A 16,206-nucleotide genomic window follows, 5' to 3' on the forward strand; every position below is an offset into this window, starting at 1 on the left:
AATGGCAGTTACGATGCAAATTTATACAATTACTGGCGGTGAGTTGATTAAAGCATTTTATAACGCTACTGCGGCTATGTTTCATTACGATGGAATATTGGGAATTTTTAGAACTGCACTCATTATTGGTGGGATTTGGACAGTTGGCCAATTTATTGTAAAGCGTGACGTGCGCAACATGTTTTTCTTTATTTTAAAATATGCTTTTGTCATTTCTTTTATCCTAACACCTACCTGTAATCTACAAATCCACGACAGAACTGACCCACTACGCCCAGATTTAACTGTTGATAATGTTCCCTTGGTTCTGGGTGTTGTTGGGGGCTTGAGCAGCCAGTTAAGCGATAAAATAACGCAGCTTTTTGAATTCTTCTTTCATTCACCTAACGACATGGATTACAGTCAAACAGGCATGATCATGGGTGCGAAGCTCTTTTTATCAGCGAGCAATATTAAAATTACCGATCCAGTGTTTAATGCAAACATGCAAAAATTCATGCAGCAATGTGTCTTTTATGATGTGATGTACGGTCGATATAGTTTAAAAGACATTAACCAGGCAAGAGATATTTGGGAATTGGTTAAATCGAATGCTTCGGTTGCGCGTGGATTTATTTACGATGGACAGTTTAGATCCTGTGTGGAAGCAGCTGCCTTATTGGATGCTGCGTGGAATAGCGTCATTGAAGACGCTAAATCCAAGTACGCAGGCTTTGCTTTTGGTAATCATTCAGATGCCTTGGCCAATTTTGAAAAGTATCTGCCACAGGCTTACAATCATTTAACGGCTATGTCCAGTGATGCAGCAGCACTGATCCGGCAAAATATGATGGCCAATGCTATTCGAGACGGCGTGTTTTCTATGGGCGCTCGCGTAAACTCCAAAGCGGCCATTGATAGTTTTTCAGCAAGTCGTTCGCAAGACAAAATTCCCGCGGCATTAAGTAATATTGGATTGATGTCCGCTTATTGGTTGCCTATGTTGCAGAGTCTTTTGTTTTGCATCGTCATAGGATGTTTTATTTTCGTTTTGTTCTTTTTCCCTTTTCCCTGCGGCATTACATTTTTCCAATTTTACGCAACACTTTATGTTTGGCTTGCCTTGTGGACACCGATGTTTACAGTGATTAACTATATTATGACTATTTTGGCACAGTTTTCATTATCTTTTGTCTCAACAGGAGTAACTACCCTGGCGTATCAAACAGGTATGAATCAAGTCTATGAAAACATGGCTGCTTTAGGCGGATATTTAGTCTTGGCGACTACTACCTTGAGTTATATGTTAATCAGTCGCCAGGTGGGAAGTTTTGTGTCGGTCGCACAACAACCGTCAGGCGTTGTTCAAAATGCCGCATCCTCCGCAGCTGAAGAAGCACAAATGGGTAATTACAGCTATGGCAACACCAGTTTTGCCAACCACCATGGGTTTAACTCCAGTTCTTTTCATAATGATCAAAATGCAAGAGTATCGTTAGGTGGCATAGAAACCAGTCTTGATAGCGGCTCGATTGCAAGGCTATCAAGGGATGGCAGTGAAACATTGACCATGGCAACTGCGACTTCACATACCCCACTTAATATTCAACTAGGCGAAAGCACGCGCTCTGCGTTTACTGAATTATCAGACAGTGCCAAGAGTGCTGGATTTAATAAATCAATTGCTTCATCACAGCAATATGCTGCATCGCTTCGAAGCTTAGCAGAATTAGGTGAAACACAATCACATAACGAACAAAGTGGACAAGGATATCAAATATCTACTTCAGCAGGTTTTAATCAAGCGGCATCAAAGATTTCTAATCTTATTGATACCTTTGCTCACGATCATAATATTTCTCGGGATGAGGCCACAAAAGTATTAAGTGCCGCCAGTATTAATTTTGGTGGTTCAGGTGGTTTAGGGACTGGCTCTGCTGTTCCTGGGTTAAAAGGAAATGTTGAGTTGGGAGGAAATTTACGCCGCGAATGGGATAAATCAAACTCCCATCAAGATGCACGCTTGATGAATGAAGCACGCCGTTTTAGTGATGAACATCATTTTACTGCTGTAGTTAATGAGGCACGACAAGCTACTAAAGATGAGCATTTTCGTGCATCCGATGATTTTAGTGGACGCTTGGCTAATAATTTTTCAGCAGGCTATGATAAATCCATGCATTATCGTGATGAGGCTATGGCAAGTTTTTCTGAATCAGAGAGTTATCACCGACAAGCAACTACATCCAGTGAGCAAACAGCGTCGATTAATCTTGATGCGCAAACAGGTTTTATTGATTGGTTATCACATCATCGTGCTCCTAATAGTCAGGGCACTATTGGGTTACAGCAAGCAGAATGGCTGATTCGTCATGATCCTGAATTAGCGCAGTCTTATGCGCGACAATTTGTTGCTGAAAAAACAGAGCAAACGATTAACCAATTTCAAAAAAATCATCCTATTAATGAACATCAGGTGCAACAAAAAAATAATGCTTTTAAAAATCATATTAGAGGTAATGAGGGCGTAGATCATGCGCTTAATGATTATTCCAATACTTTGAATAAGAGAACCCAGAACATCAATGTAGGTAACGTTAGCAAAGAATCAGTTACAGCAGTTGACAAAGATTTTGTTCGCTCCAATAAAGAAATCTCTAAGAATTTAGGCGGTATTGTTCAAGATGGCTCCCAACTGATGCAGGATGTAATCGTTGCTCGATCTAACAAGGACGTAAAATGATGGCTACCAGGAGCGCGTACCATAGGGATTTCCTGAGATATCCATACCACTGCTGCCCGACATCGGACGGCCTGAGCTTGGATTTATGCTCACGTGGGAGCTGTAATTATTTGAACGATGGTAACTGGGTGATTCATTTGATGAAAACGGCTGGTTTAATGACGAAAAATCAGATCCGCCATGTCCCAAAGATAATGCGTAGCCTAAGTCAGAGAGCATTAAAACAAAGCCAAAAGAAGAACCAAGACCATACGAAGCTAAGGGCACAGCCCCAAACAAGAACCAATCAGCGCAGTAGAAAAATAGCGAGCCGCTATTACTTGGAAACGCTCCAAAAGCAAGGAAGGCTAAAACTTCAATTAAAAGAACAAGAGAGCCTATTCCCAGGGAGGCCAACCGAATTTGTTTTTGTTGAGCAGTGGGTAGCTCATCGATTGAGCGAATTATCACTTGCCCTTTATGGTTCTTCTCCATGGAATTTCCTCCTTTTTTATTATTCTAGCGTGATTTTCACTCTTTTTATACTGATTCGGAGTCAATTATGGCTATAAATCCCACAAAATTGTTTATTCGCGGCGGTCAAATCTTTTTACACAATGTACGCATGTTCACGCAAGTAGGTAAGAAAGTAAGCCTTGCTATGATCATAGTTTTTTTGGTTTTCACAGTGATAACTTTTTATTTTAATACCAGTACTTATCAGCGTTATATAGGTCAAGTGTGGGTTAAAGCCCAAGCAATGGTCCTAATACAAAGCAAAGCGAAACAAATAGTACGTATGCCAACAGGTGAATCTTATCCGGTGTATTCGGCACAAATTGTAAAAGCCCCTATGATCATTACATTTATAGATCAACTAAAGCGATCACTATTTTACAGTCTGATGGAGTCATTACTTGCCTCCATGGGGATGTTGATTATTATGGTTAAATGGCTACAAAAAAGAGGAGAAAATCAAAGTAAATCCAAAATCATTCGTGGTGGTGAGCTAGTTGATGAAGAAACCTTACAAAAACGTATTAAAAAAACAACAAGAATTTCTCCGTATAAGATTGGGCGGGTGTCACTTCCTTTAGGTTCTGAAACTCAGCATATACAAATAGTTGGTACAACAGGCTCTGGAAAAACTGTTGCTATTCGTAATCTATTAACAACGATTCGAGATAGGGGTGAACGTGCCATTATTTATGATAAGGGAGGGACTTATTTATCCCGTTTTTATCGCGAGAATCAGGATGTGATTTTAAATCCTCTGGATATCAGAGGCCATTCCTGGAATGTTTGGGCAGAGTGCGAAGATAAGGCTGACCTTGAGGCTCTGGCTGAGGCAATCATGCCAATGCCTATTAATAACACCATGGATCCTTTCTGGATTAAAGCCGCTCGAATGATTTTTGTATCTACAGCCAATGAACTAAAAAATGATCCGAATCGCTCCAACCTTATGTTATTGCAATATTTGCTCACGGCAGATTTAGGTCGTATTCATCATTTATTGCGTCATACTGAATCAGAATCACTGGTTTCAGATAAAGTACAAAAAACTGCGTTAAACGTAAAAACTGTAATGGCCACTTATTTAAAATCTTTGCTGTATTTGAAGGATGATGGCGACATATTTTCGATTCGTGACTGGATTTTGAATGATCAGAGCAACTCATGCTTGTTTGTCAGTTCTGATGGACGTAAACATCCAACAATTAGGCCTTTAATCTCAGCCTGGATTAATACCGCGACCAAGGAGCTCTTAAGTTTAACACCCAATGATAACCGAAGAGTTTGGTTTATTTTGGATGAGTTGGCTACTTTGCATGCTTTACCTTTTTTGAGCGCCGTTAAATCAGAAAGTCGTAAATTTGGTGGCTGCTTCCTATTAGGTCATCATGGCGCATCCCAATTGCGTACTATCTATGGCAACGATGGTGCTGCATCTCTTTCAAACCTGTGTTCGACCCGATTATTTTTGCGCTTACCTGAACACACTGATGCAGAGCATGCATCTCGTAATATTGGTACTTATGAGGTTGAAGAAGTAAATGAATCTATCAGTTATGGAGCGAACACTATGCGCGATGGGATTTCTGTATCGCGACAGATTAAGGAAAAGCAATTGGTGTTACCAACTCAAATTCAGGTGGTCAATGACTTACAAGGGTATTTGCGCGTCAAGGGGGAGTTCCCTGCTGCAAAGATTAAGCTTGATTATGTTGATTATCCGCTTATTCATGAGGAGTTTATCGCGCGCGAGATTGACCCTGATCCACTCCGTCAAAAAATAGAAAAATTAGTGGACACCTACAGCGATCCACTCCTGGCTGCGTCTCATGATGAGGCCTTAGAGTCAGTAATGGCACCAAAGAAAGAATCGGTAAAACTTGAAACAAAAGAAAAAGAGAGTGTTGAGTTTCTATAAAACCAGATTGATCAAAGTAGCGGGGGAAATATGTTAAGTATTCAGCCACTAAAAAGTGCCGAAGGAGCTGCATCTTATTATCTTGATGTTGTTAATTATTATGCTAACGACTCCAAAAGCGTGCGTTGGTTAGGAGACGGGGCCAAAGTACTTGGTATTCACGGACAAACAGTAGAAAAAGATCAAATGATGGCTCTTCTCAAAGGAAGCTTGCCTGATGGAACCCAACTTGGTCGAACTGATAAGGACGGAATTCATCATCGCCCAGGTTTTGATATGACAATTACTGCGCCTAAATCATTTTCAATTTTGCTTGAAAGCGGCGCTGATCCAAGGCTTGGTGAAGTGTTTGATAAGGCCCTTGAATGGTTTGTTGATCAAATGGAGAAAGAATTTGCCCAAGCACGCCAATTAGTTGATGGCAAAGTTGAGTACATTGATACTCATAATTTCGTAATTGCAGCGTTTCGCCAACCAAGTTCTCGTGCTAATGATCCTAATTCGCATGGGCATTTGGTTGGTTTAAATATGACAATGTGCCCAGATGGAAAATGGCGCTCACTGGCCAGTGATATGGATGCTAATAGGGGTGTGGTTGAGCAAATCATGAAGCACCACATTTATGGGGGGCTTAAATTTCGCAATAAATTAGCAAATTTAACCAAGGAGTTAGGCTATACAGTGGTTTCCGATGGCGATGGTTTATGGGAAATTCAAGGCGTGCCTGACCAAGTTTTAACCCATTTTTCAAAACGGCGTGAGGCGATAGATTCAATGCTCGATGAAAAGGGATGGACTGGTGCAAAAGCTTCATCCTTGGCGGCTCAAAAAACAAAGCCGGATAAAGAAATTATTGATCATGAGCATTGGAAAGAAGACATCATCAGAGAATGTCATGAATTGAATTTTGATCCTCACCAATTGGTAGAAGCAACCTATAGACAGCAGAAAAATGTGTTTCAAACTGTAAAAGAAGCAATCGTGGAGCGATTTTATGGCAAAGAAAACATCGAAATGAATCATGCCAGGGAAGCTGTATATGTTGCCATTGAATCCGTCAGTCAACAACAGGCAGTATTTGAGCAAAAAGAGCTAAAAAAAGAAGCACTTAAGCATGTTATAGCCTGTAACAGCATAGTTGATGAAAAATACATTGATAAAGTAATTGTTGAGAATATTAAAAATCAAAACCTATATGAAGCCAAGCATCCCTATACTCAAAAAGCATTGCTGACAACTCCTTGGCAACTGACCATGGAGAGTGAAGCAATTCAACGCATAGAAAATGGTAAAGGGGCAGTTGATGCTATTTGTTCCAAACAAATAGTTCGAGATTTTATAAAAGACAAAGAACGGGACATGCAGTTTTCTTTATCTTCTTCACAGAAAAAAGCAATGTCACACTTTTTAACATCAACAGACCGATTTATTGCTATTCAAGGCTATGCTGGAACTGGCAAAACCACCATGCTGCGTTTAACCAGAGAACTGGCATTCCTTCATGGGTATGAAATACGCGGTATTACAGCAGGTTCATCAGCCGCCAATGAACTGCGTAATAAAGGTGGGTTAAATGCCACAACCTTTGCAAGGGAGTTAGGCCAATTACAAAATCAGAAACAGGACTTGAGTAAAACTATATTTGTAGTTGATGAAGCTTCCATGTTGTCTAATCCCCAAGGGCATAAAATTATTAAACTTGCAGAACAGTTTAATACACAGTTAAAAATCATTGGCGATAAAGCCCAACTTCCATCACCATCCAGTGGAAAATTATTCTCTGTCATTCAGGATTATGGGGTTAAAACCGTTGCTATGACGGATAATCTACGTCAGAAAGACACAGAATTAAGGGAGTCAGCTATTCATGCTGGCAGAGGTGAAATCTATGATGCCGTTGAAAAGTTAACCCATGTGGAAACGCTTGATACTTATCTAAAACGAGTTGAGTATCTTTCAGATAAATGGTTGTCATTAACACCAGAAGAACGGCAAAACACATTATGCTTTGCACCAACGCACAAGAACCGGCAGGATATAACGCAGGTTTTACGTGGCGCCTTAATCAACGAAGGAACACTAACCGGACAGGTACATCTGCAACCCATATTAAAAGAGCGCAATTTAACCGGAATTAAGCTCAGAAACGCAGCTTATTATAGTCAAAATGATGTCATTCGTTTTAATCATAGTATCAATCGGTATAACATTAAAGCAGGAGATTATTTAACGGTTGGGTTAGTCACTAACGCAAACAAGCAAAAGAATACACTGCCACTTAAGCTTGAAAATGGTCAAACCATCATATTCAAATTGTCCTCTCTACCTGAATTTAAAACAGAAAACAAAGATCTGGAACGTCCAGTCGAAGTATATCGACAGGAACAGTTGAGTCTAATGGCTGGTGATCAAATCCAATGGAAACGTAATTCTGAACACAACAGTATTCGCAATTCTGAATTGGCAACCATCAAACAAATTACCAAAGAGGGAATAGAGATTACCACAGAAGACAATCAACCCTTACATTTATCTCACGGAGCAAAAGAACTGCGCCATCTTGATCATGGCTATGTACTCACGACCTATGCTACCCAGGGAAAAGATAAAAAGAGAGGACTTGGCCTTATTGAAAGCCAAAACCGATTTGCATCAACTATCCAAAACTATTACGTGGAAACAACCCGGGGTATTTGGGAAATGATAGTAGTCACGGACGATAAAGATCACCTGATTAAAGCCATTACCACCAATAACAGCGACAAGTACTCCTCAATGGATATGGTTGATTCAGATGTTTTGAAAGCACATGAAGCACGTTTTAAAGAGCACAAAAACAGTATAGTTTTACAAAATGCCATTGAAAAAAAATTATCAAAAGAACAAGACTGGAAAGTCTTGGAAGAGACGGTAGAAACTTATGTGCAATACAAACAACAAGGGCAAGATCGAAAAGCGACAAAATTAGCATTTGCCATTGTGAATGATCCCAAACTGTATCGTCTTGCCAAAGAGCGTTTAGGTTTTGGTGTTAGTACCTATCGGCGTGAAGCCCTGCGTTTTCAAGCCTCGAAGTTATTTCATTCACTACCCAAATCAGAGCGTCAGGATTTTTCTATCGTTAGGCAATACGTGTCCTTAAACCAACAAATTCTTAAACGAAGACAACATATCAATGCTCAATTGTTGCATAATGGAATTTCAAATCAGAATAAGCAAGCTTTGCAACAACTGGCTGCTAGACGAAATGCAGTAGCTTTTTTAATTAGTCGGGATCTGGAGCGTTATAAACCCTATTTGCAGCATTTTTCTATCGGCGAACTAAACCGGATTGGATTGCCACAGCATGAGTATGGCAAGGAATTTAAAAAAGCACAGCTACGCCTGGAATCACTTGGTAAGCAGGCAACAATGGATTTAATACGCACCAATATTTCGCTTTATTTAAATGCACAAGGCGAGGTGAAAGAACAACTTGCGTCTTCAATTAGAAGAGAATCCAAATTATCACATCCTTTTGTTTTAACTCATGCAAAAGAATTGAATCAAAAGCCAGAATCTTTATGGCAATCCATCCATAAAGACGCGCGCTCGCACAGCGATAAGCTATTTCGAAATGGATTAAGTGCTGAGGGAAGATTGGCGTTCGATAATGTCAAAGCCTATAAAGCGTTACAGTTGGAGCTTAGAGAGAACTGGACTACAAGTCTAAAAGAAGCTGAAAACAGTGAAGGGAAGTGGGGGAATCCAAAATCTATTGAGTTAATCATTGCTCGTAATGAGTTAGCCCATAAATTGATGCACAATAAAGCCATGCCTGAAATAGCCTCCTATTTCAAGCTGGATTTAGCAAATCTAACAACACAAAAAGAAAAGCATCAGTATCGGGAAAATATCAAGCAATTTTTGTCAAATAAGTCTAATTTTAAAACACGTCTTGCAGTAATTAATGAGATTAAAAATGATATCGCTGGTCACTATCCTTTCATAAAGGAAGCAAATCTTGAAACCAAAACCCTTAGTAAATATCTACGTGTTACCGACAGACAAGAACGATTTTCTACTCTTTCATCCTCTGAGAAAAAAGATTATCAATGCTTCCTGACTTACAAAAAAAACAGCATTCAAGCGAACAGGCTTTGGCAGCAAGCACACCTTAATAAAGCCAATGGCAATGTTCAGTATAACAAGTTGATTTCAGAGGCAATCACTCAGTCATCAAAACGTGATGCATTGGCTCATCAATTAAAAGGCTCAAAGTACCTTGATTCAATTTTATCCTATGAAAAAGGCAACAAAGAAAAGCTATTAACTCAGGCTAGCAACCATCGAATAAAATTGCGTGAAATTAAGGATCTCAATGAAGTCGTACACACACTATCAACGCAGTTCCTCTGCGTTATAAACTCTAATTCTGCAAAAGAAATATCAGCCTGGAAAAAAAACTGGTCATCCCTTTTCAATCACATTAGGCAAATTGAAAAAGGAAATGGGTATCAATTAGCGTTACAAGAATATCCATTGAATGTGTCATCTGTAAAAACAATTAATAAGGAATTAGAAGGCAACTACGGTTTTAAGCCAGAAACGATCGCCTCTAAATCATTACAATCAAACAATCCGGTCTTACAAAAAATCCAGAAATCTGCGCAATTTTTAGATGCAAGAATTGTTAATGAAGCCCTGATGGTAGACCCAGAAACCACCTATAAAGCAATCTGGGGTGAGCCAAAAACACAAAATTCCAGAGAATTACGCTATTCTGGTGGCTTAATTGTAAGCTTGAAAGGCAAGGACAAAGGCTTATGGCATGATTTTAGTGACGGGATAGGAGGCGCGCCGATTCAAGCAATTATGGCAAGAGATAACCTGTCCTTTAAAGAAGCTCTCTCCCAAGCTGCGTCCATGGCAGGCATCAATCAATTAGAAGAACCATCCAAATTCATAAAAGTCCCCACTCCAAGTAAAAATGAGGTACAAAAATTAAGTGATCTTGAAAAGAAAAACAAAGTAATTTCAGCAAAAAGCATCTGGGATGGTTCTATCTCAGCAAAAGGAACACTAGCCGAAAAATATCTAAAACAACATCGAGGTATAGAATCCATTGATAAAATGGATATACGCTTCTGGCCAACTGGCTCTCAATGGAAAAACTGCAATGAGCACGGATTATTGGAAGATAAAGTCAATAAAATTCCAGCATTAATCATTGCAGCAAAAAATGAGAAAAATGAACTGACAGGAGTTCAACGAATTTACTTGGACAAGCAAACTGCCAGTAAAAATAAATTCATGGACAATCCAAAGCTATCCAAAGGAATCATAGAAGGCAGTTGTGGCGTTATTCAAAAAGGAATGCAAGGAGCCAATCTTTATATTGCCGAAGGCTTTGAAACAGCCGCATCTATAGCTCTTGCAGATAGCAAAGCCACTGTACTATGCTCCTTTGGCGTTTCAAATATGAAAAACTTGAGCCCAATCATCAAGAAATTCAATGTAAAGGAAGTTGTTATTGCAGGTGATAATGATGGGGTTTTCGCTAAATCACAACAAGCCATCGAAAAAACAATCGACGCCTTTAAACAAGAGAACTTAAGTATCAGAGCTGTATTTCCCGATAGGTTACAAGGGAAAACAAAAACAGACTGGAACGATATTCATTTAAACAAAGGGATTTCAGAAATCCAAAAGCAACTAATGCAAAAGAATACAGGAACCATTACATTAAAAGTTGATAAGCTAATCGAACTACCAAAACCTATTGCCGATTTTGCTCAAAAGAAATCCATGAAGTTAAGCGAAAGCGAAATCATTTCCATTAGGGACCATGCTGCAATCATTGACAACAAAAGAGACTTAAATCAAATGGTCGCAGCGTATAACAAAAGCCAGCAATCAATAGCAAAGTCTGGTTCATTCACCCCTGAAAAAACACTGCCCATAAAAATACGACGTGAAGTAGAAATGGAGCTATAGTGTTTTTTTAATTGGAGCAACTCTAGCATATCATATGCTTGTATTGAAAATGTTTGTTATTGATATTAATTAAATGAAATACAATAATATTCAATTGATTTTTAAATTAAATATATTTGAATTTCAGATCTAAGGGGCAATTCACGGGGTATATTAATTCAAAATAACCATTTTGGAATTGTCTTCTAAAGCAGGAAATATAAATTATGACCCAATAAATGGGGTTTCTTTTTGCCCATCAGAGGAAATATCTAGGCAACCATGCTTACGTAATTTTTCAGTAATAGCCTCTAAGCTTTCATTCAAAGTATTATTGTTAGATTTCATATAATAAACGTAGCAAATATCTTCCTCTGAAAATAATTTAAGTAATTGAGAATGAGCTAATACGTTACAATAAGATTGTGTATTTTCTATCTCCACAAAAATAGCCTCTTTGTTTGTTTTATAAATACCAATGGGATGTTTTATCAAACAGAATCTCTCTTTATCTATATCAGATAGGCATAATTTTTGTTTTTCCTCATTAACAAGCTTCCTGGCAAAATCATAAAATTCGGAATTAATTCGATATACCTTCGGTAAGGTTCTAGTGGAAAATCTTTCTCCAATCTCTTTAATAAACGCTATAAATTCATTGTTATATTTACTGGGAATGTCGGTCAGGTTTTTCATTAAACTCCAAAAATCATGATCAGCCATTCTTGCATATAATTTGAATAGATCTTCCGGTATATCCTCTTCCTCTAACTCTTCATTTAATTTACTCGTTTTTTTAATTTTATCCGCTTGGATAAAAAATTTAGTAAATAATGAATCTCTCAATACTGGTGTTTTTTTTGATTGATCTAAATGAGCGCATAGTGTTTTAAAGAAAATTTTTAATAAATATTCTGCAGAGCACTTAATTTTATGGAAGTAAACATTCTGATTCATCAGTCTTCTTGCCATAATATAGTGTTCCAGTGCTTTCACTCCTTTTTCAGAAATAATAAGCTCATTCTTTTCAGTTTTTATACAAGAAATTAACCAATATAAGTCGAAATTACCATATGATACGCCGCAAAAATGACTATCTCTTAACAAATAATCTAATCGATCTACATCGAGTTGCGACGTTATGACTTTACTTAGTATGCCTTCTTTTTTCTCAAATATACTTTTGGCTAATATTAATTGGCTTGAAAATTTAGGGTTTTCCGAAATTATTTGAGTAATGAACTTTGAAGACCATGTTTCATGAGAAATATGTAGCCCCATTTCCTCCGTTACACTTTCAAAAACATGTGAGAATGGGCCATGACCTATATCATGCATTAAAGCAGCTAATAATAGTGCTGACCTTGTATTTATATCTTCTTTCCTAAAATCCAATGCATTGTATATTTTATTGGCTAAATAAGAGACTCCTATACAATGACTAAACCGATTATGGACAGCGCCTGGATAAGCAAATTCCGCAAATGAAAGTTGCTTAATATGTCGTAGTCTTTGAAAGTAGCATGTATCGATTACGGTTTTTATAACCTCATGGGCATCTTTATCTATTTCCATAATCCCATGAATAGGATCACACATTATATGTAATGCCATTACCTGTACTCTTTAAATGGTTATTACATCTTGTGTCGGCTAATAACAATTTAACTTTATAAATATCGTTTTCATAGCAAGTTAGAGTTAGAGCAATTGTTTCTAAATCCAAAAACATCAAGAATTAACGAGATTAAACTATAATGATTCCTGTTGAATACCTTTTAATTTATTAAATTTGCTTAAGGTATCTTTAGTTATTTGAATAATTTTTTCATTATCAAAATTAAATCTATCAACAGCAATTTCCTTAACAATGCCATTAATTTGAATAATGAGTTTTTGGCAATACTCTTCAATATCAGTGGCTTTTTTTTCATCTTTATTTTCAGTCTTGCTGTTCATGACCATTAGCCCAATTTCAACAAGCCTTGTTGTAGTATACGAGATAGAATCATTTTCTTTGCCAGCTATTTTAAGCACTTGTTCGTGGAGATTTTCAGGTAAGGTAACAGTAATTCTAGCCATAATATAACCTCTTTTTGCGATTATGTTGGATGTTTGGCTGATGCATCCATGCACGCCACCCTTAACTACAATTAGATCATATTAAGCTATATATTTCAACTGGTTACGGGTGCTAGTATGCAGATCTGCATCAGATAAAATTCACAAAATATTTAAAAGTGATGCACATTTGCATACTGCTTTTTTGATTGCTAATTAGCAAATATTTAGAGTTTCGCAGCCTATTCTTGCAAATATAGATTTATTTTGAATAAATACAATGGGTTACACATAATGCAACCAGTTGCGAAAGGTGTGCTGTTTCTTTTATAGGTTGATTTTATTCATTAATTTTGTACGGAAATTTATGCGAGCATGAAAACATTTTATCAAGCGCAGGACAATTGCGCGTTTGTGATTTTATGCTGAATCTACATTTCGGCTACCCAATTTGAAAGTCATACTCACTTAGCGTTAACCCACTCTACTCTTTGCTTGTTTCCAGATAGACATCAACTCATCAAAAGGTTGTCCTTCCAAATTAAGGAGTTTCTTTTCATGAGCAATCATTTTGACAGCGCGGAGCCGACGCTCAAATTTTTCCACGGTTTGTTGCAGTGTATCTTTGGGATCTAATTTACAAAATACACACAGTGAAAACACGGCATGCAATAGGTCACCTATTTCTTCCTGCAAAGCAGATGAGTAATTATTAGTTCCTGCTTTTAAATGCTCATCGACTTCAATACACTCACTTTGGATTTGAGCCATAATCTGATCTGTCGTTTCCCACTGAAAACCAAATTCAGCAGCTTCATTTTCTAATGCTGCAATTTTTTCTAATAGATTCATTAATCATTTCCACGTTATTCTTGTCTACCACGTAAATATAAAACTTTTGTGTTTGATCCTGGATTGACACGTTCTTCTGTTTCAAAAATCTCTGGTTTTCCTTTAACTAAGTCACTCAGCTTTTTGAAACCATAAAGCCTGGAATCAAAGTCTGGTTTTAACTTAGTTAAATAGCCACCAAATGTTCCTATGTATGCCCAACCAGTATCATCGTATGAGTTATTTAATGCCTCTAGAATAAATTCTTTTGGAAATTCTTGTGCTGAGGGTTCATTCGCTTTCGCTTGTTTAACAGGCTGTTTTCTCTTTTTTGACTGACTGATTGAGTGATCAGGTGGTGCTACAGGGCGTAGTACTTCAGTGAAAATGAATTTATTACAGGCATTACGAAATGCCTCTGGTGTTTTTTCCTCTCCAAATCCAAAAACTTGCAACCCTTCTTCACGAATACGGTTAGCAAGACTTGTAAAATCACTATCACTTGATACGATACAAAAACCACCAAAACGATGCGTATAAAGTAGATCCATAGCATCAATAATAAGCGCACTATCCGTTGCATTTTTTCCAGAAGTAAACGCAAACTGTTGTACTGGTTTTATAGCGTATTTATGCAATACCTTTTTCCATTGTGCGCTAGATGGCAAGGTGAAATCGCCATAAATTCTTCTTACAATCGCATCTCCATAACTAGCAATCTCAGTTAAAAGACCATCAATAATGACAGCTCGAGCATTATCAGCATCAATAAGTACAGCTAATTTTAATGCGGCTTCTTCTGTTGTAATTTTTGTCATGCTAATTGACCTGTTTTATAAATTATTTATTTTTGGAGCGATAAAATTTACACTCAACACCATGACCAATATCATCTTTATAATATTCCATACCACATTTCTCCATTACTCGATTTGATGCACTATGGTTGAGTGGTGCAAAAGCAATAATATAATCAGAATTGATATTTATTTTACTCCATTCAAGAAGTGCCTCTAGTGCTTCAGATGCATAACCCATATCCCAAAATTTTCTTACAATAAGGTATCCAACTTCAATTTCCCCCGTTTCAATTGGTCCAAATCCACATCGCCCAATGAATTCATGAGTCATCTTGTTGAATATAACAAATCCAGGTAATCCTTTATCTCTATAAAGATTCATAATCTGTTTTATTCTTTGTTTAGTCTGTTCTCGATCTTGAGTTCCATCAGGAAAGAATTTTCTAACTTCTCGGTCTGCATGGAGCTGAGCTACTACGTCTAAGTCCTCATCCTGAATCAAACGCAAAAACATCCTTGATGTTTCAATTTTAATGGTCATATTGGTTCACTTCTAACCCTATATTTTCTATATATTGAATATCCTCTTGCGAAAGCTCAAAGTCATATATGTTTAAATCATCATTCATATGTTTTTGATTTGTAGTACCGGTTAAAGGCAACATCCCGACTTGGTTTGCAAAGCGAAATATAATTTGCGGGATGGTTTTATCATATTTTACAGCAAGTGATTGCATGTAGGGGGTTAATAAATACGGCTGATTCGCAGTGAGCAAAGAAAATCCTTGATAGATAATCTTGTTTTTTTGACTAAATGTCCTAACGTCTTGGTCCCATTGTGTTATGGCGAAACATCTATTTTGTATAAACGATGGCTTTATAGAGATTTTTCTATATAGCTCTTCAACTTGTGCAATATTGACATTCGAAATACCAAGAAACTTCACCTTGCTGCTATGCACCAGCTCCTCCATGGCCTGCCAAATTTCCAAATCTGCATCGATTATTCCATGAGATAGTGAAGGACCATGAAGTATATAGGAGTCAATGTAGTCTGTTCGTAAATGTTCGAGTGAACTTGCAAAGGATTGCTTGACCTGGTTAGTCAACGAATCAAATTCATCATAAGGTTTTCTGTGATCTTGACCATGTACAGAAGTAAATTTTGTTTGAAGAAATAAATCACTGCGTGTTTTTTGAGTGATTGTTAAAAATTGCTCAATAGCATCACCAACGGCTTCTTCAAAATAATGTCTGCGCTGATTGGCTGTATCAATTCCTCGAAATCCTGAGTTGAGTGCCTGAAGCACCAATCGTTTTGTATCATCTTCTTTCCATGCTGTACCATATAAAATAGGGGGAATGATGGATGTGTTGTTTTGTTTTTTATTCATAATGTCGTCTCCATTAGTATCACAGCATGA

The 16,206-nt window shown here is 37.5% G+C and carries 10 protein-coding genes; 3 read left to right on the forward strand and 7 right to left on the reverse strand.

What is annotated here, in order from left to right; all coding sequences use genetic code 11:
- The first annotated feature begins 1 nt into the window (after window position 1).
- The gene (locus ACF8MK_RS11255) at window positions 2–2,722 is read left to right on the forward strand and encodes a conjugal transfer protein TraG N-terminal domain-containing protein (RefSeq protein WP_392536744.1); all 2,721 of its coding nucleotides are present in this window, start codon (window positions 2–4) and stop codon (window positions 2,720–2,722) included.
- 3 nt (window positions 2,723–2,725) lie between these two features.
- Here the strand turns inward: ACF8MK_RS11255 and ACF8MK_RS11260 are convergent, their stop codons facing one another.
- A complete protein-coding gene (locus ACF8MK_RS11260) occupies window positions 2,726–3,196 on the reverse strand; it encodes a hypothetical protein (RefSeq protein WP_392536745.1) in 471 nt (156 codons plus the stop codon).
- Window positions 3,197–3,263: 67 nt separating this feature from the next.
- Here ACF8MK_RS11260 and traD point away from each other — a divergent pair, with 67 nt between their 5' ends.
- Complete coding sequence (traD, locus tag ACF8MK_RS11265; protein ID WP_392536746.1) at window positions 3,264–5,135, forward strand: type IV conjugative transfer system coupling protein TraD; 1,872 nt, start codon at window positions 3,264–3,266, stop codon at window positions 5,133–5,135.
- A gap of 30 nt (window positions 5,136–5,165) precedes the next feature.
- Window positions 5,166–11,111, forward strand: a complete 5,946-nt coding sequence (traI, locus tag ACF8MK_RS11270) for a conjugative transfer relaxase/helicase TraI (RefSeq protein WP_392536747.1) — start codon at window positions 5,166–5,168, stop codon at window positions 11,109–11,111.
- Between the two features lie 204 nt (window positions 11,112–11,315).
- Here the strand turns inward: traI and ACF8MK_RS11275 are convergent, their stop codons facing one another.
- The 6 genes from ACF8MK_RS11275 to ACF8MK_RS11300 all read right to left on the reverse strand — a co-directional run bounded on the left by ACF8MK_RS11275 (window position 11,316) and on the right by ACF8MK_RS11300 (window position 16,176).
- Window positions 11,316–12,704 (reverse strand): HD domain-containing protein, encoded by a 1,389-nt coding sequence (locus tag ACF8MK_RS11275; protein WP_392536748.1) that lies wholly within the window; start codon window positions 12,702–12,704, stop codon window positions 11,316–11,318.
- Window positions 12,705–12,842: 138 nt separating this feature from the next.
- Window positions 12,843–13,172 carry a hypothetical protein gene (locus ACF8MK_RS11280; protein WP_392536749.1) on the reverse strand — a complete coding sequence of 110 codons (330 nt, stop codon included), beginning with the start codon at window positions 13,170–13,172 and terminating at the stop codon, window positions 12,843–12,845.
- 453 nt (window positions 13,173–13,625) lie between these two features.
- The gene (locus ACF8MK_RS11285; RefSeq protein WP_392536750.1) at window positions 13,626–14,003 is read right to left on the reverse strand and encodes a MazG nucleotide pyrophosphohydrolase domain-containing protein; all 378 of its coding nucleotides are present in this window, start codon (window positions 14,001–14,003) and stop codon (window positions 13,626–13,628) included.
- A gap of 14 nt (window positions 14,004–14,017) precedes the next feature.
- Entirely contained in the window at window positions 14,018–14,800 is a 783-nt protein-coding gene (locus ACF8MK_RS11290; RefSeq protein WP_392536751.1) for an NYN domain-containing protein, read from the reverse strand.
- Between the two features lie 22 nt (window positions 14,801–14,822).
- On the reverse strand, window positions 14,823–15,323 hold the full coding sequence (locus tag ACF8MK_RS11295) for a GNAT family N-acetyltransferase (RefSeq protein ID WP_392536752.1): 501 nt from the start codon (window positions 15,321–15,323) through the stop codon (window positions 14,823–14,825).
- Window positions 15,313–16,176, reverse strand: coding sequence for an aldo/keto reductase family protein (locus ACF8MK_RS11300; protein ID WP_392536753.1), 864 nt, complete (start codon window positions 16,174–16,176; stop codon window positions 15,313–15,315). Before ACF8MK_RS11300 ends, ACF8MK_RS11295 begins: the two co-directional genes overlap by 11 nt.
- Window positions 16,177–16,206 lie beyond the last annotated feature (30 nt).

Origin of the sequence: Legionella sp. 227 (assembly GCF_043161935.1) — a bacterium.
Lineage (GTDB): Bacteria > Pseudomonadota > Gammaproteobacteria > Legionellales > Legionellaceae > Legionella > Legionella sheltonii.